Origin of the sequence: Congregibacter sp. (assembly GCF_965662665.1) — a bacterium.
In the GTDB taxonomy this organism is placed as follows: domain Bacteria; phylum Pseudomonadota; class Gammaproteobacteria; order Pseudomonadales; family Halieaceae; genus Congregibacter.
In genome coordinates this window covers 73,393-98,106 of sequence record NZ_CBFIIF010000005.1, presented here as the reverse complement: position 1 = coordinate 98,106, position 24,714 = coordinate 73,393, and the positions used below count along the sequence as shown (strand labels likewise).

Annotated in this window: 21 protein-coding genes and 1 tRNA gene; 10 read left to right on the top strand and 12 right to left on the bottom strand. The window is 55.6% G+C overall.

The window, feature by feature from the left end:
* Positions 1–13 precede the first annotated feature (13 nt).
* A tRNA-Arg gene (locus ACTG39_RS03655) sits at positions 14–90 on the bottom strand.
* Positions 91–192: 102 nt separating this feature from the next.
* Positions 193–744, bottom strand: a complete 552-nt coding sequence (locus ACTG39_RS03650; RefSeq protein ID WP_439106175.1) for a hypothetical protein — start codon at positions 742–744, stop codon at positions 193–195.
* A gap of 335 nt (positions 745–1,079) precedes the next feature.
* On the opposite strand from ACTG39_RS03650, the gene ACTG39_RS03645 reads away from it, so the two are divergent.
* Positions 1,080–2,234 (top strand): DUF819 family protein, encoded by a 1,155-nt coding sequence (locus ACTG39_RS03645; protein ID WP_439106174.1) that lies wholly within the window; start codon positions 1,080–1,082, stop codon positions 2,232–2,234.
* Positions 2,235–2,267: 33 nt separating this feature from the next.
* Here ACTG39_RS03645 and ACTG39_RS03640 read toward each other — a convergent pair whose 3' ends face one another.
* Positions 2,268–2,708, bottom strand: a complete 441-nt coding sequence (locus ACTG39_RS03640) for a YqaA family protein (protein ID WP_439106173.1) — start codon at positions 2,706–2,708, stop codon at positions 2,268–2,270.
* Positions 2,709–2,798: 90 nt separating this feature from the next.
* Here ACTG39_RS03640 and ACTG39_RS03635 point away from each other — a divergent pair, with 90 nt between their 5' ends.
* Together ACTG39_RS03635 and ACTG39_RS03630 are read left to right on the top strand one after the other, a co-directional pair.
* Entirely contained in the window at positions 2,799–3,260 is a 462-nt protein-coding gene (locus ACTG39_RS03635; protein WP_439106172.1) for a (2Fe-2S)-binding protein, read from the top strand.
* Complete coding sequence (locus ACTG39_RS03630; protein WP_439106171.1) at positions 3,257–5,509, top strand: molybdopterin cofactor-binding domain-containing protein; 2,253 nt, start codon at positions 3,257–3,259, stop codon at positions 5,507–5,509. Before ACTG39_RS03635 ends, ACTG39_RS03630 begins: the two co-directional genes overlap by 4 nt.
* Positions 5,510–5,544: 35 nt before the next feature.
* On the opposite strand, the gene ACTG39_RS03625 is transcribed toward ACTG39_RS03630, so the two are convergent.
* Positions 5,545–6,597: an AraC family transcriptional regulator ligand-binding domain-containing protein gene (locus ACTG39_RS03625; RefSeq protein WP_439106170.1), complete on the bottom strand. Its 1,053-nt coding sequence runs from the start codon at positions 6,595–6,597 to the stop codon at positions 5,545–5,547.
* 100 nt (positions 6,598–6,697) lie between these two features.
* Here ACTG39_RS03625 and ACTG39_RS03620 point away from each other — a divergent pair, with 100 nt between their 5' ends.
* From ACTG39_RS03620 to ACTG39_RS03610, 3 genes are read left to right on the top strand one after another with little or no spacing between them, the layout of a single operon-like run.
* Positions 6,698–7,018 carry a 2Fe-2S iron-sulfur cluster-binding protein gene (locus ACTG39_RS03620; RefSeq protein ID WP_439106169.1) on the top strand — a complete coding sequence of 107 codons (321 nt, stop codon included), beginning with the start codon at positions 6,698–6,700 and terminating at the stop codon, positions 7,016–7,018.
* A gap of 15 nt (positions 7,019–7,033) precedes the next feature.
* Complete coding sequence (locus tag ACTG39_RS03615; RefSeq protein ID WP_439106168.1) at positions 7,034–8,278, top strand: cytochrome P450; 1,245 nt, start codon at positions 7,034–7,036, stop codon at positions 8,276–8,278.
* Between the two features lie 27 nt (positions 8,279–8,305).
* Positions 8,306–8,698, top strand: coding sequence for a YchJ family protein (locus ACTG39_RS03610; RefSeq protein WP_439106167.1), 393 nt, complete (start codon positions 8,306–8,308; stop codon positions 8,696–8,698).
* A gap of 10 nt (positions 8,699–8,708) precedes the next feature.
* Here the strand turns inward: ACTG39_RS03610 and ACTG39_RS03605 are convergent, their stop codons facing one another.
* The 4 genes from ACTG39_RS03605 to ACTG39_RS03590 form a co-directional block, all read right to left on the bottom strand.
* A complete protein-coding gene (locus ACTG39_RS03605) occupies positions 8,709–9,848 on the bottom strand; it encodes a serine hydrolase domain-containing protein (protein ID WP_439106166.1) in 1,140 nt (379 codons plus the stop codon).
* A 77-nt stretch (positions 9,849–9,925) separates the two neighbouring features.
* Positions 9,926–10,525 (bottom strand): hypothetical protein, encoded by a 600-nt coding sequence (locus tag ACTG39_RS03600; RefSeq protein WP_439106165.1) that lies wholly within the window; start codon positions 10,523–10,525, stop codon positions 9,926–9,928.
* Complete coding sequence (locus ACTG39_RS03595; RefSeq protein ID WP_439106164.1) at positions 10,522–10,854, bottom strand: hypothetical protein; 333 nt, start codon at positions 10,852–10,854, stop codon at positions 10,522–10,524. The genes ACTG39_RS03600 and ACTG39_RS03595 overlap by 4 nt, the downstream gene beginning before the upstream one ends.
* On the bottom strand, positions 10,851–14,048 hold the full coding sequence (locus ACTG39_RS03590; protein ID WP_439106163.1) for a WD40/YVTN/BNR-like repeat-containing protein: 3,198 nt from the start codon (positions 14,046–14,048) through the stop codon (positions 10,851–10,853). Before ACTG39_RS03590 ends, ACTG39_RS03595 begins: the two co-directional genes overlap by 4 nt.
* A gap of 159 nt (positions 14,049–14,207) precedes the next feature.
* Here ACTG39_RS03590 and ACTG39_RS03585 point away from each other — a divergent pair, with 159 nt between their 5' ends.
* Both ACTG39_RS03585 and ACTG39_RS03580 read left to right on the top strand, forming a co-directional pair.
* On the top strand, positions 14,208–15,023 hold the full coding sequence (locus ACTG39_RS03585; RefSeq protein ID WP_439106162.1) for an enoyl-CoA hydratase: 816 nt from the start codon (positions 14,208–14,210) through the stop codon (positions 15,021–15,023).
* Between the two features lie 5 nt (positions 15,024–15,028).
* Entirely contained in the window at positions 15,029–15,457 is a 429-nt protein-coding gene (locus ACTG39_RS03580) for a CoA-binding protein (protein WP_439106161.1), read from the top strand.
* Between the two features lie 11 nt (positions 15,458–15,468).
* On the opposite strand, the gene ACTG39_RS03575 is transcribed toward ACTG39_RS03580, so the two are convergent.
* Genes ACTG39_RS03575 through ACTG39_RS03560 form a run of 4 tightly spaced genes read right to left on the bottom strand, consistent with a single transcriptional unit; the run spans position 15,469 to position 21,423 of the window.
* Positions 15,469–15,966 (bottom strand): shikimate kinase, encoded by a 498-nt coding sequence (locus tag ACTG39_RS03575; protein ID WP_439106160.1) that lies wholly within the window; start codon positions 15,964–15,966, stop codon positions 15,469–15,471.
* A gap of 14 nt (positions 15,967–15,980) precedes the next feature.
* Complete coding sequence (locus ACTG39_RS03570) at positions 15,981–17,441, bottom strand: aldo/keto reductase (RefSeq protein WP_439106159.1); 1,461 nt, start codon at positions 17,439–17,441, stop codon at positions 15,981–15,983.
* Positions 17,442–17,443: 2 nt separating this feature from the next.
* The gene (locus ACTG39_RS03565) at positions 17,444–18,946 is read right to left on the bottom strand and encodes an APC family permease (protein ID WP_439106158.1); all 1,503 of its coding nucleotides are present in this window, start codon (positions 18,944–18,946) and stop codon (positions 17,444–17,446) included.
* The gene (locus ACTG39_RS03560; RefSeq protein WP_439106157.1) at positions 18,946–21,423 is read right to left on the bottom strand and encodes a M1 family metallopeptidase; all 2,478 of its coding nucleotides are present in this window, start codon (positions 21,421–21,423) and stop codon (positions 18,946–18,948) included. The genes ACTG39_RS03565 and ACTG39_RS03560 overlap by 1 nt, the downstream gene beginning before the upstream one ends.
* 277 nt (positions 21,424–21,700) lie before the next feature.
* Here ACTG39_RS03560 and ACTG39_RS03555 point away from each other — a divergent pair, with 277 nt between their 5' ends.
* Both ACTG39_RS03555 and ACTG39_RS03550 read left to right on the top strand, forming a co-directional pair.
* Entirely contained in the window at positions 21,701–24,193 is a 2,493-nt protein-coding gene (locus ACTG39_RS03555; protein WP_439106156.1) for a M1 family metallopeptidase, read from the top strand.
* Entirely contained in the window at positions 24,183–24,707 is a 525-nt protein-coding gene (locus ACTG39_RS03550) for a DUF6702 family protein (RefSeq protein WP_439106155.1), read from the top strand. Before ACTG39_RS03555 ends, ACTG39_RS03550 begins: the two co-directional genes overlap by 11 nt.
* Positions 24,708–24,714: the final 7 nt, after the last annotated feature.

The following is a 24,714-nucleotide window of genomic DNA, read 5'->3' as shown; positions in this document are numbered from 1 at the left end:
ACTAAAAGGGAAATGGCGCGCCCGGAGAGATTCGAACTCCCGACCAACTGGTTCGAAGCCAGTTACTCTATCCAGCTGAGCTACGGGCGCAATAAGTCATGATGTAGCAGGATATTACGAAGCCTAGTGTACCGCTAATCGGGGCAACATTTCTCGCGTTTTTTGCCCCGCGTTTATGCGATAAACGACGGCTTAGGCTGCGGCTTCCTGCTCCACATCCGTTTCTTCAAAGTCGCTGTCTTTTGGCTCCAGCTCTTCGAGCTTAGCTTCGAGCGCTTTCAGCTGTGCTTTAAGGTCAGCATTTTCGTTTTTGGTTTGCTTGTAAGACTTTTGCAAAAGATCGTTGGCGGAAGTCTTCTCGGCGAGTTTCTTCTTGCTGGCATCCAGGTTCTTCTTCATTTTTGCCGGATCAAACTGCTTCAAGGTTGCGATTTCTTCGCGAACCTCAGAAAGATCAGATTGCAGCGCCTTGGCGCGGGTCTTTTGCTTGGCAACATCTTCAAGAAGGTTTTCGCAGCGCTGGTGGAGTTCGCGATTACGCTGCTCTACCTTCTTGTTCTTTGACGCGTCAACGGACAGGGCTGAGATTTGTTCGAGTTGCTTGGCGATGACCGCCTTTTGATCTTCTGTCGCTTTTTCGAGCTTGCTAATCTCTTCTGATTTCGCGTCGAGTTGCACCTGATATTCGGTGCGGAGCTTGTCTTCCAGCTCCATGATCTTTTCTAAATTTCGTGCAGTAAGCATTCAGTATGTCCGTTGATATCCATGTTGTTAGTCGCAGATCACGCCGGCATTGTTGTCCGGAGAGACTTTCTTCGCAGGCGCGGCATAGGAGCGTCTGGGCGATGAGGAGTCTGGGCGATAATCGCGTGCGGTCCGCAACGGACCGTCGAATTCATTAGCTGGGTTGTGAGCTAGAAGAGCCAAATATTGAGCCACGTTTGGTCGGTCAATTATAAGCGGTGCAAAGGGTAGCGGCAGAGACGTCCCAGTGCAAGAAATCACTGAAAAAAAGTGCGGGAATAGTCGGCAGTTTCGCAAGTACTCAGAATGCCTCGACTTCCGTGTAACATGCACTGATGTTTACCAGCACACTGTCTATTGCCGCTGTTTTGGCTGCACTCATTGCGATCTCCGAATGGCTGGCGACGCGCACCTGGCTCCGTCACTTTGGGGCGGCGTTACTGGTCATTCTTCTTACCGCCCTGATGGCAAACCTTGGTGTCATACCCACCTACGGTCCCGAAACGCCCCTCTATGGCGCGATCTTTACCTACGTGGCGCCTCTGGGCATCTTTTGGCTATTGCTGTTGGTTGATTTGCGCAGTCTGGGTCAGGTTGGCGGTCCCACGCTCTTACTATTTTTGTTTGGAGCCTGTGGCACCACGATGGGGGCCGCTGCGGGGCACTGGGTGGTGGGTGGTGCAGAAGCCCTTGGCGATCAACATGCGGCTTTGGCGGGTATGTTCACAGGCACTTATGTGGGCGGCAGCGTTAACTACAATGCGGTGGCCCTTGAATACGGGGTGATGGAGGACGCTGCACTTTATGCTGGTGCCGCAGCAGTGGACAACGCCATGACCACCGTATGGATGGTGGTTTGCGTGACGCTTCCTCGTTTGTTGGTTGGGTTTTGGCCCAAACCCGATGGTCAGGCTGTGCGACCTCACGCCGAACCTATTCAGGATGATGGCGAGGTGGCCCGCATTTTCGATCTGGCTGCGGTGATTGCTTTAGGTATCGCGGCCGTTGGCTTATCGGAACTCCTGGCAGAGGTTCTGAAGGAGTACGCTGGGTTAGACCTCCCATCGGTGTTGGTGCTGTCTACACTGGCTCTCGGTCTTGCACAAATGCCTCTGGTTCAGCGTTTAAAAGGCGCTCGCCTGCTGGGTCTTTTATCGGTGTACCTGTTTCTCGCGGTGATCGGATCTCTGTGTGATGCGGAGGCGCTTATGCGTATGGGAGAGCTCGCGCCAGTGCTGGGTGTTTTTGTGGTGGTGCTTGTAGCCGTGCATGGCACCGTTGTATTCGGTACTGCTCGTCTTCTTAAAGCCGATCTCGAAACCGCGGCAGTGGCCTCTCAGGCCAACATTGGGGGCGGCACCTCGGCTTTGGCTCTGGCCAGGAGCCTGGGTCGTAGTGACCTTGAGCTGCCTGCGATCCTCGTGGGCTCTGCTGGTTTGGCTCTGGGTAATTATCTGGGCTTTAGCATGGTGGGTTTACTGAGCGGCTGACCCTGGGGTCCCGGCGCTATCGTTTTTAATCAGCTAAAGCGCATAGAGTGCGATAAGCAGTACAAAGCCGTAGCGCAGGGCTTTGCCTATCCCGACCAGCACGAGAAAAGTCGCTAAGCGAACTTTCATTACCCCTGCTATGAGGGTTAGAGCATCCCCGCCAATCGGCAGCCACGCAAAAAATAGCGACCAGACTCCCCGGCGCTGAAACCAGTGCTGCGCCCGCGAAATTTGCGCGGGACTGAAGTAGAACCAGCGCTTGTCCTGAAACTTTAAAAGCTGCTGGCCGAGGAACCAGTTCACTACGGCACCGAGTGTATTGCCCAGCGTAGCTGCCAGTAATAGCAGCCAAGGATCAGCCCCTTCCTGTAGAGCCATGACCAGTACGATTTCTGAGTAAAACGGGAGAATCGTGGCGGCGAGAAAGGCGGAGCCAAAAAGAAGCAGGTAGCTTTCCAGATTGTTTCTCCTCAATTAACAGCGGCTAAGAAGCCATGGCTGACATGCAGCTTAGGAACTTCCCGACAATACGCTATGCTTGGTAAAAAATACGGAGGATATCGCGTGATCGAATTTACATTAAACGGCAAGCAGGTCTCCACGGATTCACCCGGCGACACGCCGTTGCTGTGGGTGATTCGGGATGAGCAGCGGCTCAAGGGCACCAAGTTTGGTTGTGGCATCGCCCAGTGTGGAGCCTGCACGGTGCAGCGAGACGGCGTCCCTATTCGGTCCTGTGTGCTTCCGGTAAGCGAAGTGGCGGGAACTGAGGTCACGACTATCGAAGGTCTTGCCAGTCCTGAAGGCACCGCGCTCCAGGAGGCCTGGGTAGAAGCACAGGTGCCTCAGTGCGGCTATTGTCAGTCGGGACAGATCGTCACGGCGGAAGCATTCCTGAAGGACAACCCGAATCCCACGGAAGCCGAGATCACCCAGGCAATGACCGGCAATCTTTGTCGCTGTATGTCCTACACCCGGATTCACAAAGCGATCAAGTCGGCTGCGGAAGGGGAGATGAACTCATGAAAGACCTAAAAACAGGCGTCAGTCGTCGAAGCTTTCTTGCGGGTAGTCTCGGTACGGGATTAATGATGGGGCTGGGCGTTGTATTGCCCGGTTGTTCCAAAGAAGAAGTTGTCAGCGAAATTGTCGCCACGGGCGGCAGTCGCATGTTTTCTCCTGCAGTGTGGTTTGAAATAAATGAGGCGGGCGAGATTCTGGTGAATATCGCCAAGGCCGAAATGGGGCAGCACGTCGGTACCGCGCTTGCTCGCATCGTTGCCGAAGAGTTGGGCGCCGACTGGGAGAGTGTAAGCCTCGCGCACGTGGATACGGATCCTAAGTGGGGCTACATGGTGACCGGTGGGTCCTGGTCTGTGGTCACGAGTTTTGAAATGCTATCCCGCGCCGGCGCGGCGGGTCGCACGGTATTGATTGATGCGGCGGCTGCGTTATTGGGTGTTGATGCGGCGCAACTGAGCGCTAGTAACGGCGTTGTTTCTGGTGCAGGGCAATCTCTGAGCTTTGCAGAGATTGTGTCCCGCGGCGACATAAGCCGAACCTTCAGCGACGACGAGCTGGCGGCGATGCCAATCAAACCTGCGGCTTCGAGAACGCTCATTGGTAAGGAGACGTCCGCGCTGGATGTGCCAGCAAAGTCCAAAGGTGCCGCGATATATGGTCTCGATGCCGAGCTGCCGGGCATGGTTTACGCCCATCCCATCGTGGCGCCGACCCGATATGGCAGTGTGATTACGTCGATTGATGATAGTGCGGCAAAGGAAATCTCCGGGTACCAGCAGACCATGGCCATTGAAGATTCCTCAGGGTTTGTTCAGGGCATGGCACTGGTGATCGCCGATAGTTTCCCCGCAGCCATGAAGGCGACAGAAGCGGTGAAGGTCGAGTGGGATGCGGGTGAGACCGCGAGTGTCAGCGAAGACGATATTCTTTCCGAGGGTAAGAGTCTGGTTGATGACCCGCAAGCCGGTGTGCTCTTTGTGAATGCTGGAGACACGGCCGCGGCAATGTCCTCCGCCAGCGATACTTTGTCCGCAACTTACCGGACCAGTACGGCTCTGCACTTCACCCTGGAGCCGCAGAACGCCCTGGTGGAGTTTCGTGACGGTCAGTGTCATGTGCATGCGGGAAACCAGTGGCAGTCACTGATCATTCCGGTGCTTGCCCAGTCATTGGACATGCAGGAAGAAGACATTGTGCTGCACACCTACTACCTGGGGGGAGGATTTGGTCGTCGTCTGTTTGGCGATCAAATGATCCCCGCGGCCCATGCTGCCCGAGCCTTGGGGAAGCCGGTGAAGCTAGTCATGACGCGACCCGCAGACAGCCTGTTTGATTGCGCACGTTCACCCTCGGTGGCGCGCTTGGATGCCGCCTTTGCCGAGGACGGTAGCCTAAGTGCCATTGATCACGCGGCCGCGGCAGGCTGGCCAACGCTGTCCATGGCGCCCGGATTTTTGGGCGAAGGTGTTGATGGCAACGGCAAGTTTGACGGGTTCTCGATTAATGGTGCTGATCATTGGTATGACCTCGACAATCATCGTGTACGCGCTATCAACAACACCCTCGCGCAAGAGACTTTCTTGCCTGGCTGGTTGCGGTCGGTAGGTCCGGGCTGGATTGCTTGGGGTGTTGAGTCCTTTATGGATGAGATTGCTGTAAAGCTGGGGATGGATCCTCTGGAGTATCGTCTCTCATTGCTCAATGCGGTGGGTAGACAGGCGGGAAGCGCGCCCATGCAGGTGGGTGGAGCGTCCCGTTTAGCCGCCGTACTAAAAGATGTGCAGATGCGCTCGGGGTGGGGTTCGTCTCTGCCTGAGGGAGAAGCCCTGGGTGTTGCTGTGGCACATGGCCAGGAGCGGGCAATGCCGACCTGGAGCGCTTGTGTGGCGCACGTTGCCGTAGATGGTAAAAACGTCACGGTGAAAAAGCTCTGGCAAACGCTGGATTGCGGAACGGTGGTGCATCCCGACGGCGCTCTCGCGCAGGCAGAGGGAGCAACCCTTTGGGGTCTGAGTCTTGCTCTCCACGAGGGAACAGCATTTGAAAACGGACAGGTGCGAGACCGTAACCTGGATAGCTACAAGCCTCTGCGCATGGCGGATGTGCCAGAGCTGGATATCAAGTTTATGGAAAGCGATGAGTTTCCTACGGGCCTCGGCGAGCCACCGTTTATTGCCGTCGCTCCGGCCATTGGCAACGCAATCTTCGCAGCTACGGGTCAGCGCGTTAGAGATTTACCGATAAGACTCTGAGCACCTTGTACTCACTGCTCAAGCCCCGCCCTTGTTTATGTTGAGGGCGGCGTTTGCCGGTAAAGTTTTGGCGTCATCCCGGTCCAGCGTTTAAAAGCCTTTCGAAAAGCGGCGGCGTCGTGATACCCCAGAGACGCCGCCACGCCTTCAACAGTTTGGCGAGGTTCCAGCAGGTAACGGCGTGCTAACTCAGCCAGAAACTGGTCCTTTAACCGGCGATAGCTGGTGCCTTCGGTTTGTAGACGACGACCCAGAGTGCGTTTAGATACAAACAGCGCCCGCGCAATATCGGGCTCTGCGATCGACTCTATGGGTCGTAGCAACATGAGGGTTCTCACCCGGTCTGCCATGGAACTACCGGAGCGCGGTGTTTGCTCCAAAAGCGAATTACAAAGCTGCTGGGTTAGTCGAAACGACGCGTTGTCACTGGTGGCGTTAGGCGCATTGGCCAGTTCGCCGGGAAGGATGTAGCTGCTTTGCTCGACCTCAAAGCGGTAGGGCGCATGCAGAAACTGGTCATAGCATTGCGCATGGGCTGGTTTGTGATGAGCGAAGTTGATGACCGCCTCGGTCGCGGGGCGTCGCAAGACCGCCTCCACAAAAGATTGCAGCACCATGGCGAAGCACTCGGCGATGGTGATCTGTGCGTAGGAATTTTCGTCAATGGACATCTGTATACGAAGTTCACAGTGAATTGTTTCGTTTGACACATTGATGTCGATGGCTACCCAGGGTAGCCGGAGAGGGAGATAGTCCCGCAGTGCAAAGAGCGCGCTCATGAGGTCCGGGCTACACAGGGCGAGATATCCGAGGGGACCATGGGCGGAGGGGTGTAATTGTTCACCCAGGCGTAGACCGAAGTCTGCTGACCCCAGCAGTTCCCGACCGTTGTGCATGATCTGAAGTTGCTGGTCTCCCGAGATAAAGGTTTCATCGCCAGGCATAAGAATACTTGCAGGGAGTCCTGTCCCTACCAGAAGCTTGTACAGATCCCGTTCTTGAAGCTTCGCGACACGCGCAATGATCCGTGCGTAGGTACTGGGTAGTTGGAAGTCGCTTGCGTCAGAACTGATTTTTGTATGCTTCATTAATGGCAAATTATAACCCCCCTATGGCAAATTATAACCCCTTAGGCAGTAACTTATTCGGTAAAGTGCTACGCATAAATTCGTCACTGAGAATAAAACTATGCCAAAGATCACCCTTATCGAGCACAACGGCGAGAGTCACACAATCGAAGCCGAAGTGGGCAAGTCCCTCATGCTCAATGCTATCGATAACGACGTACCGGGCATTGATGCCGATTGCGGTGGCGCCTGCGCCTGCGGCACCTGCCATTGTTTTGTAGAAGAGCCCTGGGCTGCGCTGACCGGTGGTGTTGAAATGTTGGAAGAGTCGATGCTGGGTATGCGGCCCGACCGCGCTGAGAATTCGCGTTTGAGCTGTCAGATCGACGTCTCCGACGATATGGACGGTCTGGTGGTTCGGCTTCCTGAATATCAAATGTAAGCGGGAATAATAATTATGAATATTGCTGAGCAGCTGCCCAATCCAAGCGAGATGGCTTTGGAAGACATCGACGTGAGTGACTCACGTATTTACCAACAGGATGCCTGGCGTCCGTATTTTGAGCGTCTCCGCAAAGAAGACCCCGTGCATTACGTTGCGGATAGTCAATTCGGACCCTTCTGGTCTATCACCTGTTGGGAAGATATTGTCGCGGTGGATAGCAACTTTGAAGACTTTTCATCAGAGCCCACGATCGTCATTGGAGGCCTCACGGAAGAGTTGCCCGTGACTCAGTTTATTTCCATGGATCCGCCAAAGCATGACGTGCAGCGGCGTGCTGTGCAGGGCGTGGTTGCGCCTAAAAATCTTGTGGAGATGGAGTCTTTGATTCGCTCCCGGGTTGTGGAAATACTGGACAGATTGCCCGTTGGAGAGACGTTTAACTGGGTAGATCGTGTGTCCATCAATCTCACCACACAAATGCTTGCGACGCTGTTTGACTTTCCGTTTGAGGATCGCTCCAAGCTCACCTATTGGTCAGATTTAGGGGCCGGTTCTCCGGAAATTGCGGGTGGCGATGTGGATCCCGAAGAGCGCCTGACGGGTCTCCATGACTGTTTGGAAACGTTCACGCGAATCTGGCATGAGCGCAAGGATGACGGCGTGGAGACCTTAGATCTCATACGCATGCTCCAGCGCGATCCCAACACCAAAGACATGGTTGACGATCCCATGGAGTACCTGGGAAACCTGTTGCTACTCATAATCGGTGGTAACGATACGACTCGTAACTCCGCCAGCGCCGGTGTTTTAGCGCTCAACCAGAACCCTGGGGAGTATGACAAGCTGCGAGCAAACCCAGATCTGATTCCGTCCATGGTCTCGGAAGTCATTCGCTGGCTAACGCCGCTCATGCATATGCGACGCACCGCTAATAAGGATGTGGAGTTTCAGGGCAAGACTATTCGCAAGGGTGAAAAAGTCGTGATGTGGTACATCTCCGGCAACCATGACGACACGGTTATTGAGAATGCCAATAGCTTCATCATCGATCGAGACAATCCGCGCAAGCATATGTCCTTTGGTTTTGGCGTCCATCGCTGCATGGGTAACCGACTGGCCGAGATGCAGCTGCGGATTCTCTGGGAAGAGATCATGCAGCGTTTCAGCAAGGTAGAGGTTGTCGGCGAACCCGAGCGCGTACAGTCTAACTTTGTACGGGGCATCAGTGACCTGTCTGTGAGGGTACACCCTCTTTAGGCCTTTCGTGACTGAGGGAGCTTAAGCTTGGCTGTCGATTCAGAGCCCTGCCACTGTCAAAGTGGGAGGGCTTTTTCAGTCTGCTGCGGGCCGTTTCTGGATGGAAATGCGATCCCTGAAAGCGCCGAGCAGCTTATGCGCTCTCGTTATAGTGCCTTTGTAGCTGGTGATGACGCCTATCTGTTAGCTACCTGGCACCCCAAGACCCGGCCTAGTCGCGTGCGCTTTGATAGTGAGCAGCGTTGGTTGGGGCTGCGTATTAAAGATGCAGCGGCGGGAGGGTCAGAGGACAGCGCCGGAACTGTCGAATTCGTAGCGCGTTTCAAAGTCGCCGGCAAAGGTCATCGGCTCCACGAGATCAGTCGCTTCGAAAAAATCGAGGGACGCTGGTACTACCTTGACGGCAAGCATCTCCGATAGCTGACTAACGCTAGTCGATCTTTAAGAGTCGCTCCAGAGACTGTTCGGCCAGACTCCCCACATCAAGGCCAGCGTCGTTACACATCATCATCAGCGAGGCATGCTTTTCGGGTGCCCGTGCATAGTAAGTGCTGGTGCCCAACCATCCTCCCGAGTGGGTAAACACAAGCTCGCCATTCATGCTGTTTATGTTCTGACCGTTGGCATAGAGGCGGCCGTTGGTTTCATGCGCACTGTTGGGCGTATTCATAGCCGCAATAAACGATGTCGGGTCATTGCCAAGCCTGGGTGCATAGAAGTGCGTATCCCAAATCAGCATGTCGTCTAAATTAGTATGTAGCCCGCCGTCACCCACCCAAAATAGATTGGTCATATCGTTGATGTATTGACCGTCTTCGTTCTTTACATAGCCATCGGCGCGATTCGCGACGATCTCTACGGGGTTATCACTGAAAAAGCTGTTGTGCATTCCCAGGGGTGTAAACATTCGACGATCGGCGTACTCACGCAGGGTTTCGCCCGAAACAGTTTCTACCAGCATGGACAGCAGGAAGTAGGCGAGATTGCTGTAGCGAAAACCCTCGTCCGGGGCCTGGGCGAGGGGTAGCTGCGCAACAACGGCATAGAATTCGTCGATGGTTAGATAGTCTTCGTTACCCAATCGAAACTCGCCACCGGCCGCGGACTTGAGGTCGATCCCATTCGCGGCTTTAGGCCCTTCGTAAGACCCGGCAATCAGATCGTAGTCGCCCATGCCCGATACGTGGCCGAGCATGGCGTTGATGGTGACTGTGGCCCCGTAGGGCCGCAGCTCTGCTAGATAGTCGCGAATGTCTGCATTCAGAGAGAGCTTGCCTTCGTCTGCCAGCAGCAATACGGCCATGGCAGTGAACTGTTTGGATACCGAAGCCATGCGGTGCAAGTGGCTGCCATCCAGAGGCACCATAAGCTCCATATTCGCTAGGCCATAACCTGTTTTGTGAATCCACTCTCCGTCTTTTGCGAGTCCTACGCTGCATCCCGGCCCGTTGTCGCTGATCCCCGAAAAAATCGCATCAATATCCCGGGAGAGCGTCGATTGCCCGTAGCTCAGGGGAGCCATGGTTGAAATCAGGCAGCCGACTATCATCGTAAGTAAGGATTTGGGCATGTGCTGGATGTCCTCAGAGTGACTATGCAGGGTTCTTTTTACAGAGCGAGTTGCTGCGGGTAAACCCTCAGGGGCTCTTAGCGCGCTATCAGCTTTGCAAGATGATCGACGACCTGAGACTGAGGCATGCCCTGAGTGTGTTTGGCGAGCTCTTGAGAATCTGGACGCTCGGCAATCACACGTTTCAGATCCCGCGAGTAGTAGAAATCCCTGTTGCTCTGTAACTGTTCAAAGCGCGGTTTCAGGGGGTCCAACACTGGATCGGCACCGCCCCAGGCGAACCACGCCCAAGGAAACTGCTGTTGTTCGCTTGGGCAGATAGGTGGCCGTTTGACGCTCGATAGGGAACGTTTTGCCTGCGCTAAATCGCGGTCGCAAAGATAGAAGAGATTGAGTACCTGCACGTAGCTATTTCTCGGGGGGGCGATCGCAGTTAGTGCATAGGACTGCCGAACGATAGACAGCACCGTGGGCAGAAACTTGTCGCCGGAGAGAATAATAGGTGTGAGTGCGCTGCTACGTTTGCCCGGCATTGCGGAGCCCGGGTTTTTGCCGATGATGCATCCCAGTACCGGGTCCTGTGAGTCTGGTGCATCTTTCGGCTCAAGGTAGATACGCGTATCAAAACGAAAGCGCTTACCGCCCACGGTTTTGAAGCGCGCCCAGTAGTGGCTCAATTGTCTTCGGGTTTACTTTCTGTGGAATTCGCGTCCGCATACTCCTCGCGGCACTCGCGATGTACTTCTTTAATGCATCTGGACTTGTTCGCGCGAAGATTACAGCGCTGCTCTTCCACGAGTAGCTGATACTCACAGGCTTCTATGGCTGCGTTCTTTTCCTCGACGTCTATCTCGCCGCCGTAATAGCTGTAGGGTTCTTCGGTTTGCGCACTTGCCAGAGGAGCAACAGACGCGGTGGCCAGCAATAAGCTGACCCCCAGAGCGCGTCTGATGAAAGGCAGGCGCGCCGCGCTAGCGGTCACGCCATTGCCCATGGGGGCTGTCAATCCGCACCCAGCGAGATCATGTCCATGCCCTGCGCTTTGATCTGCTCGTTGAGGGCTGGCACGTCGTCGTTCCAAACTCTCTGCAGAGTCGATAGTTGCGCCTCGATAGTCGCCGTGAGCTCGGTCTTGAACTCCATCGCCTGACTGGTAGGCGCCGCATCACCCGTTGCCACCATCCCCATGAGACTCACCAGTTTGTTGTTCAAACGGATGGGGAAGTTGAGAGGGTCCTGGCGACTTTGGTTCTTAGTCTGATAGAGAGCCTCTTCAACGGCGGTTATGGTTTCACCCATGGCAAGCACGTCGCCTAGCAAAGGCGATGGATCATCAACACTGTCTCCGTCTGTCACCAGACGCGATTCGAGAGCATCAAGCTGCGAGCGGAAGCTACGTATCTGTCCAATCTCTTCGTGGATTCGCGAGAGAAGGTCTCGGGTCTCCAGCACAAAGTCGAACTGCGCAGCGAGGTCTTGGGGTGTCGCCGTAGAGCGCGGATCTTTCACTACCTCAAAGGCGACGCTCTGACGCTCGCCGTCCACTGCAAGTTCAGCGCGGTATTGACCGGGAACGGCCCGAGGACCGGTCTTTTTGTCAGACCAGAGAATCAGTCCATCGAAGCGCTTCATGCCGGGATAGTCGAGGTTCCACACATAGCGGTTCAGGCCTGCATCGGCGCTCAGCACTCGAGTGTCTGGCTCACCGCTGGCACTCTTGGGCATCTTCTCGTCGTCAGCACCCGGCTCCCGTGACCAGGTCCAGATGGCATCATCGTCACCGTCCTTATAGACAGACAGCTCAATGGCAGCATCGTCCGCAAGATCATCGGGAAGCGTGTAGTAAAGAGCTACGCCATCATCGGGATTGGTCCCCGCAGGCCCCTTGGAGCGATCCCAGCCTCGAGAGAGCATGCGATAAGAGGGGCGGGGGGTGTAGAGATGCGCCGTTTTATGCTGCTTTTCGGGTAGCTGACGCAGGGTGCTCAGATCATCCATGATCCAAAAGCCCCGGCCCTGAGTGGCGGCAATGAGGTCGCCGTTCTTAATCTGCATATCTGTGACGGGCACGATAGGCAGGTTGAGCTGGATGGGGCTCCAGTCATCGCCGTTGTTCAAGGAGTAGTAAGCGCCACGCTCGGTGCCGGCAAAGAGTAGGCCCTCGCGTTCTGTATCTGCTCGCACCACGCGGGTGAAGTGATCATCAGGGATATTGCCGCTGATGCGCTTCCAACTCCGGCCCCAGTTGTCTGTGTAGAACAGATAGGGCTTGAAGTCGTCCATCTTGTAGCGGGTGGCCGCCAGATAAGCGCCGCCTTCATTGAAGGGGTCTATGTCGATGCTGTTTACCATCGCCCACTCGGGGAGTGCAGAAGGCGTTACGTCCTTCCAGTTTTCGCCGCCGTCACGAGTAACGTGGACCTTGCCGTCATCGCTGCCCGCCCAGAGTACACCGGCTTCGTGGTGTGATTCAGTGAGCACAAACACGGTGCCGTAATACTCAACGCCGGTATCGTCCTTGGTGATGGGACCGCCAGATTTGCCCATGCGGCTCTTGTCATTAACAGTTAGGTCTGGACTGATCTGGGTCCAGTTGTAGCCCAGGTCATCACTGCGGAATACCGCGTTTGCCGAAACAAACAGAACGTCAGGATCGTGCTTTGAGAAGGCAATCGGGTAGTTCCACTGAAAGCGATACTTTACTTCTGCGGCGCCCCAACCCATGGGGTTGTCCGGCCATACATCCAGTGCTCGGCGCTCACCCGTTCGGTGATTGACCAGTCGCATCAAGCCGCCATAGGAACCGCCTACGACGACGTCCGGATCATCTGGCTTGGCTGCGATGTGGCCGCTTTCGCCACCGGCGGTCGGCTCCCAGTCGCGAATACCGATGGACGAACCCATGGCCGACCGTGAACGAATACGTACAGCGGAATTGTCCTGTTGCCCACCGAGAAGTCGGTAGGGGAAGTCATTGTCGGTAGCGACACGATAAAACTGTACCGTGGGCTGATTGGCCTGGGTTGACCAGGTCTCGCCGCGATCATAGGACACGTTGGCGCCGCCATCGTTGGACTGGATCATGCGCATGGGGTCTGCGGGGTCGATCCATAGGTCGTGGTTGTCGCCGTGGGGAGTATCGATTTCGCTGAAGGTTTTGCCGCCGTCTTTGGAGAAGTGGAACCGCACGTTGGCGACATAAACTGCTTCTTCATCAGCGGGATCGGCGAAGATGCGTGTGTAGTACCAGGCGCGCTGGCGAAGATTACGATTTTCGCTGGTTTTGGCCCAGGTCTTACCACCATCGCGTGATCGAAAAACACCGCCATCTTCTGCTTCGATGATCGCGTAAACGTTCTTATTGTTGCTGGGAGACACCGTGACACCGCTGATACCAATGGTGCCGCGAGGTAGTCCATCATTGCGCGTGAGCTCTTCCCAGTTGTCACCGCCGTCTACGCTCTTATATAGCCCTGATCCTTCACCGCCGCTTTCCAAAGAGTAAGGCGTACGTTTTACGCGCCAGAAACTGGCGTACAAGATACGCGGGTTACTGGGGTCCATGGCCAAGTCAACCGCGCCGACCTCGTCGTTTACAAACAGGACCTTTTCCCAGTTGTCACCGCCGTCTGTGGTGCGAAACACCCCGCGCTGATCGTTAGGGCCAAACAGATGGCCCATCACCGCCGCATAGGCGACGTCAGGATTGGTAGGATGGATACGAACGCGAGATATGTGCTGAGAGTCCTCAAGACCGATGTGCGCCCAGGTGTCACCGGCGTCCATGGACTTCCACATGCCATCGCCCGGGGATACGTTACCGCGCACGGTCTTTTCGCCCGTGCCTACGTAGATAACATTGGGGTCCCATTCGGACACGGCCACCGCACCGATGGATCCGCCAAAATAGCCGTCAGAGATATTGTCCCAGGATGTACCGCCATTGTCGGTCATCCAGACGCCGCCGCCGGTAGAGCCAAAGTAGTATTTATCCCGGTCGCCGGGCAGCCCTGCTACCGCGGCAGAGCGTCCGCCCCGGAAAGGGCCCACTTCGCGCCACTCAAGGGCGCGTATTTCGGGTGCAAAAGTATCCGGATCGATGTCGGCATTAACATTGAAAGTGCTGAGTGATGTCGCAAAAGCGAGGCTGGCAGCTGCTAAACCTGTGCCGCGTAGCCATTGAAGATGAAGGAACCGCATGAAATCTCCTGTCTGCATATGGGGGGACAAATATTTTGTCGGACGCAGACCCTACCACAGGAGCGGATGGAACCTTAATATGCGTACTTGCCCAAATAGAGTCGCAAAGTTGGCGCTAGTCTGAGATAGCGCTGCGGCGAAAAAGAGGAGTTGTCTTACATGTCCGAAGCCGTCCCGAACATGGATGCACCGTTGACAGAGTCCACGCGCAACAATGTGCGCTGGATTACCCTTGATCGAGAGAAGCAGCGCAATCCACTGTCTCTGCAGATGCTGCATTCACTCATAGATGCTCTTGAACGGGCGGGTGATGATCCTGCGGTTCGCGCGATCGTTATCGCTGCCAATGGGCCGGTTTTTTCTGCGGGGCATGACCTGCGGGAAATGAGCAAGAGTGACGGTGAGAGCCGCGAGTCCCAGGTTCAGCGAATGCGCGAAATTTTGGATACCTGCTCTCGGATGATGCTGGGCATCGTGAATTCGCCTAAGGCGATTATTGCCTGCGTACAGGGCACGGCTACCGCAGCGGGTTGTCAGCTCGTGTCTGCCTGTGATCTCGCTATCGCTGCGGATTCGGCCAAGTTCTGCACGCCCGGCGTGAACATGGGCGGTTTCTGCACGACGCCGCTGGTGGGGATTGGTCGTAACGTTCACCGAAAGCACGCCATGGCTTTGGCTTTGACTGGTGATGCGTTCAGTGCCGAGGACGCTGTTCGCTTTGGTTTGATTAATGAGTGTGTCCCCGGCGATTTGCTCGTCGATAGAACGACCGAGTTGGCCGAGCGCATAGCCGCGAAGTCTGCTCAGGGCATTCGTCACGGCAAGGCTGACTTTTATCGACAGGTGGACATGCCTATTGAGGATGCCTTTGCCTATGCTAACGAGGCCATGGTTCGGGCGATGACATCCCCCGACGCTGAAGAGGGCAAGGCAGCCTTCTTTGAGAAGCGCACCCCGAATTGGGGAGATGCCTAGGTTTTATGCCTCTGAGTGCCGATGCCGATATTGCGGAGGTTTTGCGTTCCGTAAAGACTATTGCCTTACTTGGAGCGAGTCCCAAACCCGAACGCCCCAGTCACGATGTGATGCGTTTTTTGTTGGCGAAGGGTTATTCAGTTTTTCCCGTGAATCCGGGTCTGGCGGGATCAGAGTTGCTGGGGCAGAAAGTCTATGGTGCTCTTGCAGACTTACCTCTGGTCGTTGATATGGTTGATGTATTTCGCCATGCGCGTTTTCTTCCGGAGATTGTAGAGGACGTGATTCAGTGTCGATCCGGCACCTTATGGACACAGCTGGATGTCATCGATGTTGACGCGGCCACCCGGGCCGAGGAGCAGGGAGTGCGAGTGGTGATGGATCGTTGTCCTGCCATAGAGTGGCCACGCCTAAGTGCGGCGGGACTGCTTTAGCCAAAAGAAGATCAATCGCTCTTTGGATTACTCTGAGGATCAGTCACTCGCGTTTTCTTGCCTGTGAACGCATCGAACAAGGCCCTATGGGCTGGCCTTGAGCAGCTGTCATCCCGCGTCGGATAATCCCTTATCCAACTTATGAGCATCTCAAGATTGGCATCCTGCGCTTCTTTAGACTCGTACTTGTGGGGCTCCCAGGGACGGGCGCGCGCATGGCTAATGCAGTCCTCAGTCGAGAGATCCAGAAATATGAGCTCATCGGCAAGCGGCAGCACGAGAGCAATAAGATCTGCGTAGCAGCCTTCGATAATCCAGTCTGGATGTGACTCTGTGAACCGTAGAATTTCTGCCTCTGAAGCGGCCAGGGCTTTGCGCTCGGGAGGCGTGGTCGGCTCCCAGGCGAGGGTGTCCAAATCCAGATGGGCGAGGCCTGCATCGGCAGACATAGCCAGGGCGAGGGTCGACTTGCCGGATCCGGAATTGCCAAAAACAACGATTCTGCTCATCGCTCGGTACTCATTTAAGTCTGGCAGATAGCATCTGCTTCGATTTCAACCAGATACTCGTCACCCACAAGCTCCGCTCGCACGAGAGTGTTCGCAGGCTGAATGCTCCCAAATCGCTCACCGTGGACTTTGGCTACCGCCTCCCAGTCATCCATGTTGCGAATGAATATGCGCGTGCGCACCACGCTCTCAAGACCGGCGCCCAGGGATTGCAGTGCCCCCTCCAGTTTGTCGATAACAAAGTGCGCCTGTGCCGTAGGGTCGTCTGCGCCGATAACGCGGTCGCCATGGGTAGCTGTGGTGCCCGATACAAAGATCGTATTGCCTTTGCGCACCGCGCGGGAAAATCCGGCCAGATCCTCCCAGATGGTTCCACTGAGAGCGAGCGTTTGCCCATCAGATCCGGGGACCGTAGGGTAGGGCCTTGGCAGTGACTCTATATGGTGACTGAGATCGCCGGATGCGGTGAGAAAAGGCGGCTTGCGGTATTCATCGCCGCAATCGCCGTGGATTGCGTTTAGGCTTCCCAGCGCTTCCCGAATAGCGTCACATGAACCCTCGTTCAGTGAGTAGTTGAGCAACTTACTATTGTTTTCTATATGTTCGCTTTGGCCCAGACGAGCACCGATGATTACTGCTCCTACGCCTTCCTGTTCCAGAATAAAGCGGCTGGCGACGTTGGCTATGGAGACCTCATGCTCTTTCGCCGTCTTATGGAGCACGTTCAGCAGGTTTTGAAAGCGCGACCAACCACCGGCCTCATCGATGTAGCGCTTGTATTTCATCTGCGACCAGGTCGCGAGCGCCGCTTGATCGGGCTCTGGGGTGTTGAGCCAGCGCTCGGATAGAAAGCCACCGGCGAGGGTTCCGAAGGCGAGTACCTTGACGTTTCTTTGCTGGCAGAGCTCAAGCATCCCGTTCGCGGCGCGCTGATCCAATAAGGAAAAGCACAGCTGATTGGAAACGATATCGATGCCTGACTCGAGGACGACCCGCAGATGAGCCGTATCAAAGTTGGTAAGCCCCAAATGACCGATAAGGCCTTCGTCCTGAAGCTCTTTAAGATAGCTCAGGTCGTCGAGATAGCTGGGGTCTGCATAGTTCCAGGCATGGTATTGCAGAAGCTGTATCTGATCGGCCTTGAGGCGGCTGAGGGCGCGCTCGACGGCGATGCGGACGGTTTCACGGCTGGAGCCACCGGGTTTGGGAACCCACTTGGTCAGCAATTGGACGTTCTCGCGATCGATATAGCGCTGTGCAAAGTGGCCGGCGATTTCTTCGGATGAGCCGTAGTGATCGGCCATATCAAAAGTGCTCAAGCCTGCATCTGTGTAGGCCTGCATGCTGCGTGCGGCGCTGTCCAGATCCACAGAGCCGCCATCTCTTTCCATGTCTGCAATTTGCCACAAGCCGGTGATCACGCGAGATATGCGCAGATCATGGGCGAGTTCTGTGTAGCGTTCCTGCGAGCTCATGTTCACTCCGGGGGTAATTGTTTGAAGACCTCATCGAGATCAGCGCCACTGTTTTTCAGTCGGCCCCGCTCAAGGAAATAAACACCGCTCCCCAGAGCCATGACGATGAGCCAGATGGGAGTCGAGTGAAAGTACCATTCCGACAATTCTGCACTAAGATCCTTGCGCACGTGAATTATCAGGAATCCGACGAGCATGAGCATTCCCAGCCACGCCAGCGCGAGTTGGCTTGGCCGGTGGCTCAACACCGTGATCTTGCTCGCAAGAGCAGGATTGCGTTTGGGAAGCGTAATCACCGTGAGGCACATGAGCATAAAGTTCACGAGCATGGACGTCACCATGATGTCGATACCCAGGAAAAAGTCGCTCGCGAAGTGGCTGCCTAAAATACCCACGGTCGCCATCATGCCGCTCGCCAGAATCGCCGTCTGCGGTGTGTGGCGTTTGGGGTGTACGTTACCCAGGGCTCGGGGAAAAATACCGTCTTTAGCCCAGGCAAACATAAGCCGGGACACGGCAAGGAGCATGGCAGGAAGATCGTTCAGCAAGGCAATGGCGGCACCTGCGATGATGGCAACGGCCCAGCCGTTGGGGAGTACGTAACTCAGCAGTCCCGGCGCAGTTACGTCACGCCTAAGCGATTCCTCGGCGACAAACTGCCAGGGCACAGTGTGATACACCGCAGCGGTAAACAAAAAATAAAAGCCGCCGACACTGAGCATAGCGATGCCAATGGCAAGGGGCAGGTTGCGCCGGGGGTTGCGAGCCTCGCCGCCTGCCTGGGCAATAGAGTCAAAACCAATAAAGCTTGAGAAAAGAATCGCCGCAGCCGCCAAAAAGGTATTCAGGTCGAATGCTGTGTCGACGCCCTCTGCCATCACCCGGTTGTCGCGAGTCAGTAAGCCTACGGCAAAGTCCGTGGCATCGTGTGTAAAGCCTGCGAATACAACGATGCCGCCGAGAGAAAACATAAGGGCCATCAAGGGTATTAGCGTTCGTGCATAAAACCGTGAACCCAGTAAATTGGTGCCCACAAAGCTCCACAGCATAGTGAGCGCGAGACCCACGCGGACCGCGCCATTTTCGAGAAGCGCAGCAGTTTGTGTCCATTGGAGTGCAAGCGCGATGTCACGGATAAAAGGCACGATGATGTAGGCAATAACGCCAATGACAATAGATAGCCCGAACCACTGCGAGAAACTGGCAACAAAACCCAGGTAGGGACTGAGCCCACGGCTAGCGTAGAGATAACTACCTCCCGCGCGGGGCATGGCCGATGCCAGAATCGCATAGGCCAGTGCCGCCAGAATTGCCGGAAGCGCCGCAAACAAAAACGCTGGGAGAACCCAGGAGCCGATGCCGGGCACGTTGCGCTGAATCATAAAGGGAACGACATACACCGAAGCGCCGAGCATGGAGCAAATACCCGTTGCTGCCAGTGCGCCCAGGCCCAGTTCGCGTTTGAGCGCACCTTGAGCCGGTGGTGCGCGGTCCGGTACTGCCATCACTGCTCGCCGCCGCTTCGTAACGCACTTGCTCTAAACAGGGGGTCCGCAGCCTGAAGTATCTTCATGCGCAGTTGGGGGTTGTAGTCGGGTCGCTCCCTCAGAAACTCGCGTACAACTGTCGTAAGTTCCGGCGTGCTGTGTCCGTTGAGGGTTCGATTCAGCCAGGCGCTGGGAAAGAATATATCACCGGTCACCTGAATCTCTTCAAGAAGCTCAAGGCTGGGCAGAACATAGCGTGCCGACTGGTCAAGCCGCGTGGGATCATGGAGTCGTCTGAGGGCATCGCTCACCCATAGTTCGGTGGCGCGATTTTCCGGTGCCTTCAGGGACTCAAAAAATGCATCTCGGATGTTGGGGTCATATGACAGTGCCGGTGCCAGAAAGTTGAGTCGGCGAAGGCGATCGGGATTGAGGGTTTCTTGTCGCTGCTTTTCGATAATGGCGTCGGCACTTTCCACATTATCGGCGAATCGCACGGCCAGTATCTCAGCAAGGCGAACCTTTTCGGCTTCCTGGAGGCGCAAGGATGGCATTTGCGCTTCACCACTCCATAAGGCGTAAATTTTCTTCAGTGCCTCGTCCGAGAGAGCGATGTTCGTGAACAGCTCAAAGAACATCTTCGTCTTACTTGGGGTTTTCTGGGCCTCCATAGTCTGCCAGAGGCTTCGCTCCAGCTTCGCGCTTCGCGCCTTGCGTTCTTCAGGGCTGAGAAGGCTAAAGTAAACGTAAGCCAACTGGTTGGCGGCCAGATCGATGAGAAGATCATTGCTATCGGTCGTTACAACGTCAATGAGTGCATCGCAGTACGCGGGTGCGCTGTCATCGGGATAGGAAAGAAGGCTCTCGAAGCTGGAAACGAGCAATACCCCCCGCTGGAGTGGGGTAAGTCGATCCCAGGCATTAAAGAGATCCTTGTTAACCGGAAAGCGCCCGTACCCAAGACCGTTCGCATTGAACAACAGCGTTTGTGGCGTCTTATCCGCGACACTTCTTGGCAGCTCTGCCTCAGCCGCGGCAAAAATGGTCGCTTCCGCGCTGTCACCAAGGGACCACACGGAGAACTGCTGGGGCCACTCACGCCCCGCTCCCGACGGGTCATTTTGGCGAAGCAATTGCGCATCGTCGCTTAAGGAGAACACAGGCATTCCCGCTGTGTTGACCCAAACCTCGCTCCAGGAGGCCAGGTCGATGTCAGTTTTCTCGTCAAGGATCTCAATGAGTGCAGGCCATGTGGCATTAGAGTAAGCATAGTCGCTGAGATACCTTTGAAGACCGCTTTGAAAAGCCGCTTCACCCAACAACAACTCCAGCTGGCGCATCATGATCGGCGCCTTGTGATAAATGATCGGGCCGTACATCTGCCCTGCAAGGTCGAGATTATCGAGCTGCTGGCGGATTGGATTCGCGCCCTGGGTACGGTCTACGCCGTAGGCCTGCGGGTAATGACTGACCAGGAAGTTGAGTTCGTGATCCGTGTCGGGAAACTGCGGGTTCACGATTTTGTCCGCCATAAAGTTGGCGAAGACTTCCTTGGTCCACACGTCGTTGAACCAGCGCATGGTCACCAGGTTGCCGAACCACATATGCGCTGTTTCGTGAGCGATAAGCTGCGCCCGATTAAGCAGCTGACTTTCTGAGGGAGATTCCTCGAGCAAAAGCGATGATGCGCGGTACTGGATGGCGCCGACGTGCTCCATGCCTCCGTAGGGAAAGTCGGGGATTAGCGCAAAGCCAAATTTCTCGAAGGGGTAGTCGATACCCGTGTAGGTTTCCAGCCAGTCCAGCGAGTCTGCATGAATCTCAAAGATGGCATCGAGGTTTCTGGCAAGTTTGTCGGCGTCTGTTTCCCGATGCAACAGGGTCATCTCTCGCCCCTGGAGCGTGCGGGACAGAGTTTCGAATTCTCCAGCGACAAAAGAAAACAAATAGGACGGAAGTGGGTCAGTGGTCGCAAAGTGAAAGACATGCCCTTCATCCATGCTCTCGGTGCTTTTGAGAGGTGCATTGCCCATGGCGGTCCAGCTGGGAGGCGTTTTCAGCATTAATGAATAGCGTGCCTTGAGATCCGGCTGATCGAACAGCGGAAAGGCCCGGCGGGCACGGTCAGGGACAAACAGCGTGAAGAGATAATCTGGGTTTCGGTTCACGGCGTCTTGGGGGGCAGTGAATTCCACGACTAATTCGTTCTGGCCAACGCGCAGTGCCGACTCACAAACGACAATGTGCTCATTGTCGAAGGCATAGGCGACGTCCTTGCCCTCGGCGCGCACAGATATCAGATGCTCACTACTCTGAGCAAAATCTAATTGCAGGGGTGTTTCTGCGCTGTCGAGCTCGAAGCGAATGATCGCGCGACCTTCCATTGGCATGGCTGCGTCTTCGGGCACAGAAAACGCAAGATCGTAGCTAAGAGCGCTGATACGACGGGCACGTTCCGTTGCCAGTGATATCGACACACCGGATTCCACAAGCATGGTTGCTCCTTGGTCGCTTTGCTCAGCGCTCGCAGTGGTGTTCGGGGTGGCTGTCAGCACAGTGTGCGGGCCGCTGCCTTCGCAGGCCAGGAGTGTCGAGCATAAGAGTGCAGCCGACAGTTTGAAGAATCGTTTCACCGGTGTGTCTCATAAATACCAAAGGTAGAACGATACCTGATTGTCGATTTGCTGGCGCGTTGATATGGGTCACTCCCAAGACCCCTCGGCATCTGGTAACCTTCGCCGCTAATTTTCTCGACGGTTAATCAATTTTACTATGCGTTATCGCTCGTTTTTCCTGACGATGGGGTTCATCGTTGCGGGTATGGCACCCCTGTCTCTTTCGACTCAAGCACAAGAAGTTATTGGCTCGGGCGCAGATGCCTTTGCACAGCTGGGGCAGACTCTGCCATCGCCTAACGTTTATCGCACGGCTTCCGGTGCGCCGGGTCATGCCTACTGGCAGCAGCAGGCGGACTACGATATTGATGCAAAGCTTGATGCCGATGCGCGGCGTATCGACGCCAGCGCACGTATCGTCTACACCAACAATTCGCCGGATGCACTGCGCTATCTTTGGCTGCAGTTAGACCAAAACCGCTTCAAGAAGGACTCTCTGGATCGCCGCTCGCGGACGTCGAGTTCTGATCGAGTGTCCTATCGCAATCTTCGAGACCATCAGGCGGTATCCATTGGTGATTACGGCTATCGCAATCTGAGCTTTACTGCCGAGGCCGGAGAAGAGCTGCCTTTCACCGTTGTCGATACCATGGTGCGCGTGGACTTGCCAAAGCCCCTGGGGTCCGGTGAGTACCTGAGCTTCAACGTGGAGTGGACCTTCGACATCATCGAGCGTGACACTGTGCGCAGTCGCGGCGGTTACGAGCAGTTTTACGAGTCAGATACGCAGATATTCTTTCTTTCTCAGTGGTTTCCCCGGCTTGCGGTCTACAGTGACTACGACGGTTGGCACAACAAGGCTTTCTTGGGCCGCGGTGAGTTCACTTTGGAATTTGGTGACTATGATGTCTCTCTGACGGTGCCGGACAATCACATTGTCTCCTCTACCGGCGCCCTTGCTAATGCCGGTGATGTGCTGACTGATGAGCAACAGGAACGCCTGGCCAGTGCCGGCTCCGATAAGCCCCGTTTTGTTGTAACACCCGAAGAGGCCCTGGCGAATGAAAAGTCCGAGGCCAATGGCACGCGCACCTGGCGCTTTGAAGCAGAGAACGTCAGAGATTTTGCCTGGGCGAGCTCCAGCAAATTTATCTGGGACGTCATGGCGCACGAGCAGCCGGGTGCCAAGCACGAGCGTGTGCTCGCGATGTCCTTCTACCCCAACGAAGCCGAACCCGTTTGGTCCAAGTACTCCACTCAGGCCGTGGTGCATACAATGGATGTGTACAGCCGGTTCTCTTTTGACTACCCCTATCCCACAGCGCAGTCCGTAAACACATGGGAAGGCGGTGGCATGGAATATCCCATGATCACCTTTAACGGCTATCGTCCTGATCCACCGCGCGCGAAGCCCGATGACCCCGACTCTGCTGAATCCAGAGCAGTGGCGGAGCGGGCCTATTCCCGGCGGATCAAGTACGGCCTTATTGGTGTTGTGATCCACGAAGTGGGGCACATCTACTTCCCCATGGTGGTGAATTCGGATGAGCGTCAGTGGACCTGGATGGACGAAGGTTTAAACACGTTTCTGGAGTATGTCGCAGAGCTTGAGTGGGAAGAGAACTTCCCGGCGTTCCGGCGGATCTCCAACTCATTGGTTAATGAGACCAATGTGCTGGACATGATTCCCGAGTACATGATGTCGCCTAATCAGGTGCCGGTGATGACGCAGTCGGATTCTGTGTTGCGTTTGGGACCGAATGCCTACAGCAAGCCAGCTGCGGCGCTAACCGTGCTGCGCGAGACTGTAATGGGGCGAGAGCTGTTTGATTTTGCCTTTCGGGAGTACGCCCAGCGCTGGAAGTTTAAGCGGCCAACGCCCTCGGATTTTTTCCGCACCATGGAAGATGCTTCGGGCGTAGATCTGGACTGGTTCTGGCGGGCATGGTTTTACACCACGGATTATGTTGATGTGGCGATCACTGATGTACGCGCCTATCGTCTCAAGACCGGCGACCCCGATGTCGACTACCCTCTCGACCGCGCGGAGCATGACCGCGACAACCCTGTGCCGGTGAACATTGCCCGCAATCAGGCCGAAGGCATTGTGCCCCGGGCAGAGCGTTTCGAAGACCTGAAGGATCTGTACAGCGAGAATGACCGCTACACGGTCACTAACAAGGATCGTAACGACGCGACGGACAAGTTCGATAAGCTGGAGCCCTGGGAGCAGCGCGCATTTACCCAGGCTATAGAGGACGACAATCTCTTCTACTTTATGGACTTCGAGAATCTCGGGGGCGTTCCCTCGCCGCTGATGCTGCACATTCACTATGAGGATGGTAGCAGTCGTGATTTGGAGTTGGCTGCCGAGATTTGGCGCCAGAATGCGATCAAGGTCACTCATCGCCTGATCGAGAGCAAACCCATTGCCTATATCGAAGTGGATAGAGCGCATCAGACAGCTGATGCGGACTACAGCAACAACCGCTTCCCCTCCGCGATTTATCAGTCTCGCCTGTCCGCTTACAAGTCGGACTCCAAGAAGCGGAACCTGATGGCCGATATGCTCCACGAGCTAAAGGACAGTGCCAAGGTGAACGCAGACGATGATAAGGCTGCTCCTTTAGCACCTGCGAATGGCGGCTAGATCGGAAGACTCCGTCGCTGGCCCACTAAAGGTGCTGCGCTGGATTGTCAGCGCAGTGCTTGTACTTTGGGTGTCGGCCGGCTGGGCACACCGAGGACACGCAGTCTGGACTGACATTGTTTGGTCCGGGGAGAGTTTTGAGATAGTCCACCGCATGCATCTTGCCGATGCCATCGCCGTCAATCGCTATATGGGCGGCACCTTAGCGATCGAAGAGATGCGCAGTCTGGCACTCGTTGCCTTGTACGTGGACGAGCGCTTTGAGCTGCTGCCTGCGGTGAGCGAGGCGGGAGATTCAGAGGCAGGTATCCGCGGCTCCGGTTCTGCGATCACACTTGAGACCATTGGAGCGGAGATCGAAGATGATTTTCTGCTGGTCTATCAGGAATGGGTAACGACTTTGCCTGCGCGGTTCCCCGTGATTGATAATTTCATTTTGCTGGACGTGGAGCCCGAGGCCCAGGCATTTATCAAGATCAAGGCACCGGGCCTGGACGAAGAGCGGGAGCGCTAGTCCTGCT

What these genes read in the sequence shown, in the direction of transcription:
- ACTG39_RS03620 (WP_439106169.1), top strand. Translation starts at nt 6,698, where the DNA reads ATGCCAAAGATCACCCTTATCGAGCACAACGGCGAGAGTCACACAATC.
- ACTG39_RS03605 (WP_439106166.1), bottom strand. Translation starts at nt 9,848, where the DNA reads ATGCCCAAATCCTTACTTACGATGATAGTCGGCTGCCTGATTTCAACC.
- ACTG39_RS03625 (WP_439106170.1), bottom strand. Translation starts at nt 6,597, where the DNA reads ATGAAGCATACAAAAATCAGTTCTGACGCAAGCGACTTCCAACTACCC.
- ACTG39_RS03630 (WP_439106171.1), top strand. Translation starts at nt 3,257, where the DNA reads ATGAAAGACCTAAAAACAGGCGTCAGTCGTCGAAGCTTTCTTGCGGGT.
- ACTG39_RS03575 (WP_439106160.1), bottom strand. Translation starts at nt 15,966, where the DNA reads ATGAGCAGAATCGTTGTTTTTGGCAATTCCGGATCCGGCAAGTCGACC.
- ACTG39_RS03645 (WP_439106174.1), top strand. Translation starts at nt 1,080, where the DNA reads ATGTTTACCAGCACACTGTCTATTGCCGCTGTTTTGGCTGCACTCATT.
- ACTG39_RS03650 (WP_439106175.1), bottom strand. Translation starts at nt 744, where the DNA reads ATGCTTACTGCACGAAATTTAGAAAAGATCATGGAGCTGGAAGACAAG.
- ACTG39_RS03550 (WP_439106155.1), top strand. Translation starts at nt 24,183, where the DNA reads ATGGCGGCTAGATCGGAAGACTCCGTCGCTGGCCCACTAAAGGTGCTG.
- ACTG39_RS03570 (WP_439106159.1), bottom strand. Translation starts at nt 17,441, where the DNA reads ATGAGCTCGCAGGAACGCTACACAGAACTCGCCCATGATCTGCGCATA.
- ACTG39_RS03560 (WP_439106157.1), bottom strand. Translation starts at nt 21,423, where the DNA reads ATGCTTGTGGAATCCGGTGTGTCGATATCACTGGCAACGGAACGTGCC.
- ACTG39_RS03555 (WP_439106156.1), top strand. Translation starts at nt 21,701, where the DNA reads ATGCGTTATCGCTCGTTTTTCCTGACGATGGGGTTCATCGTTGCGGGT.
- ACTG39_RS03590 (WP_439106163.1), bottom strand. Translation starts at nt 14,048, where the DNA reads ATGCGGTTCCTTCATCTTCAATGGCTACGCGGCACAGGTTTAGCAGCT.
- ACTG39_RS03580 (WP_439106161.1), top strand. Translation starts at nt 15,029, where the DNA reads ATGCCTCTGAGTGCCGATGCCGATATTGCGGAGGTTTTGCGTTCCGTA.
- ACTG39_RS03615 (WP_439106168.1), top strand. Translation starts at nt 7,034, where the DNA reads ATGAATATTGCTGAGCAGCTGCCCAATCCAAGCGAGATGGCTTTGGAA.
- ACTG39_RS03585 (WP_439106162.1), top strand. Translation starts at nt 14,208, where the DNA reads ATGTCCGAAGCCGTCCCGAACATGGATGCACCGTTGACAGAGTCCACG.
- ACTG39_RS03565 (WP_439106158.1), bottom strand. Translation starts at nt 18,946, where the DNA reads ATGGCAGTACCGGACCGCGCACCACCGGCTCAAGGTGCGCTCAAACGC.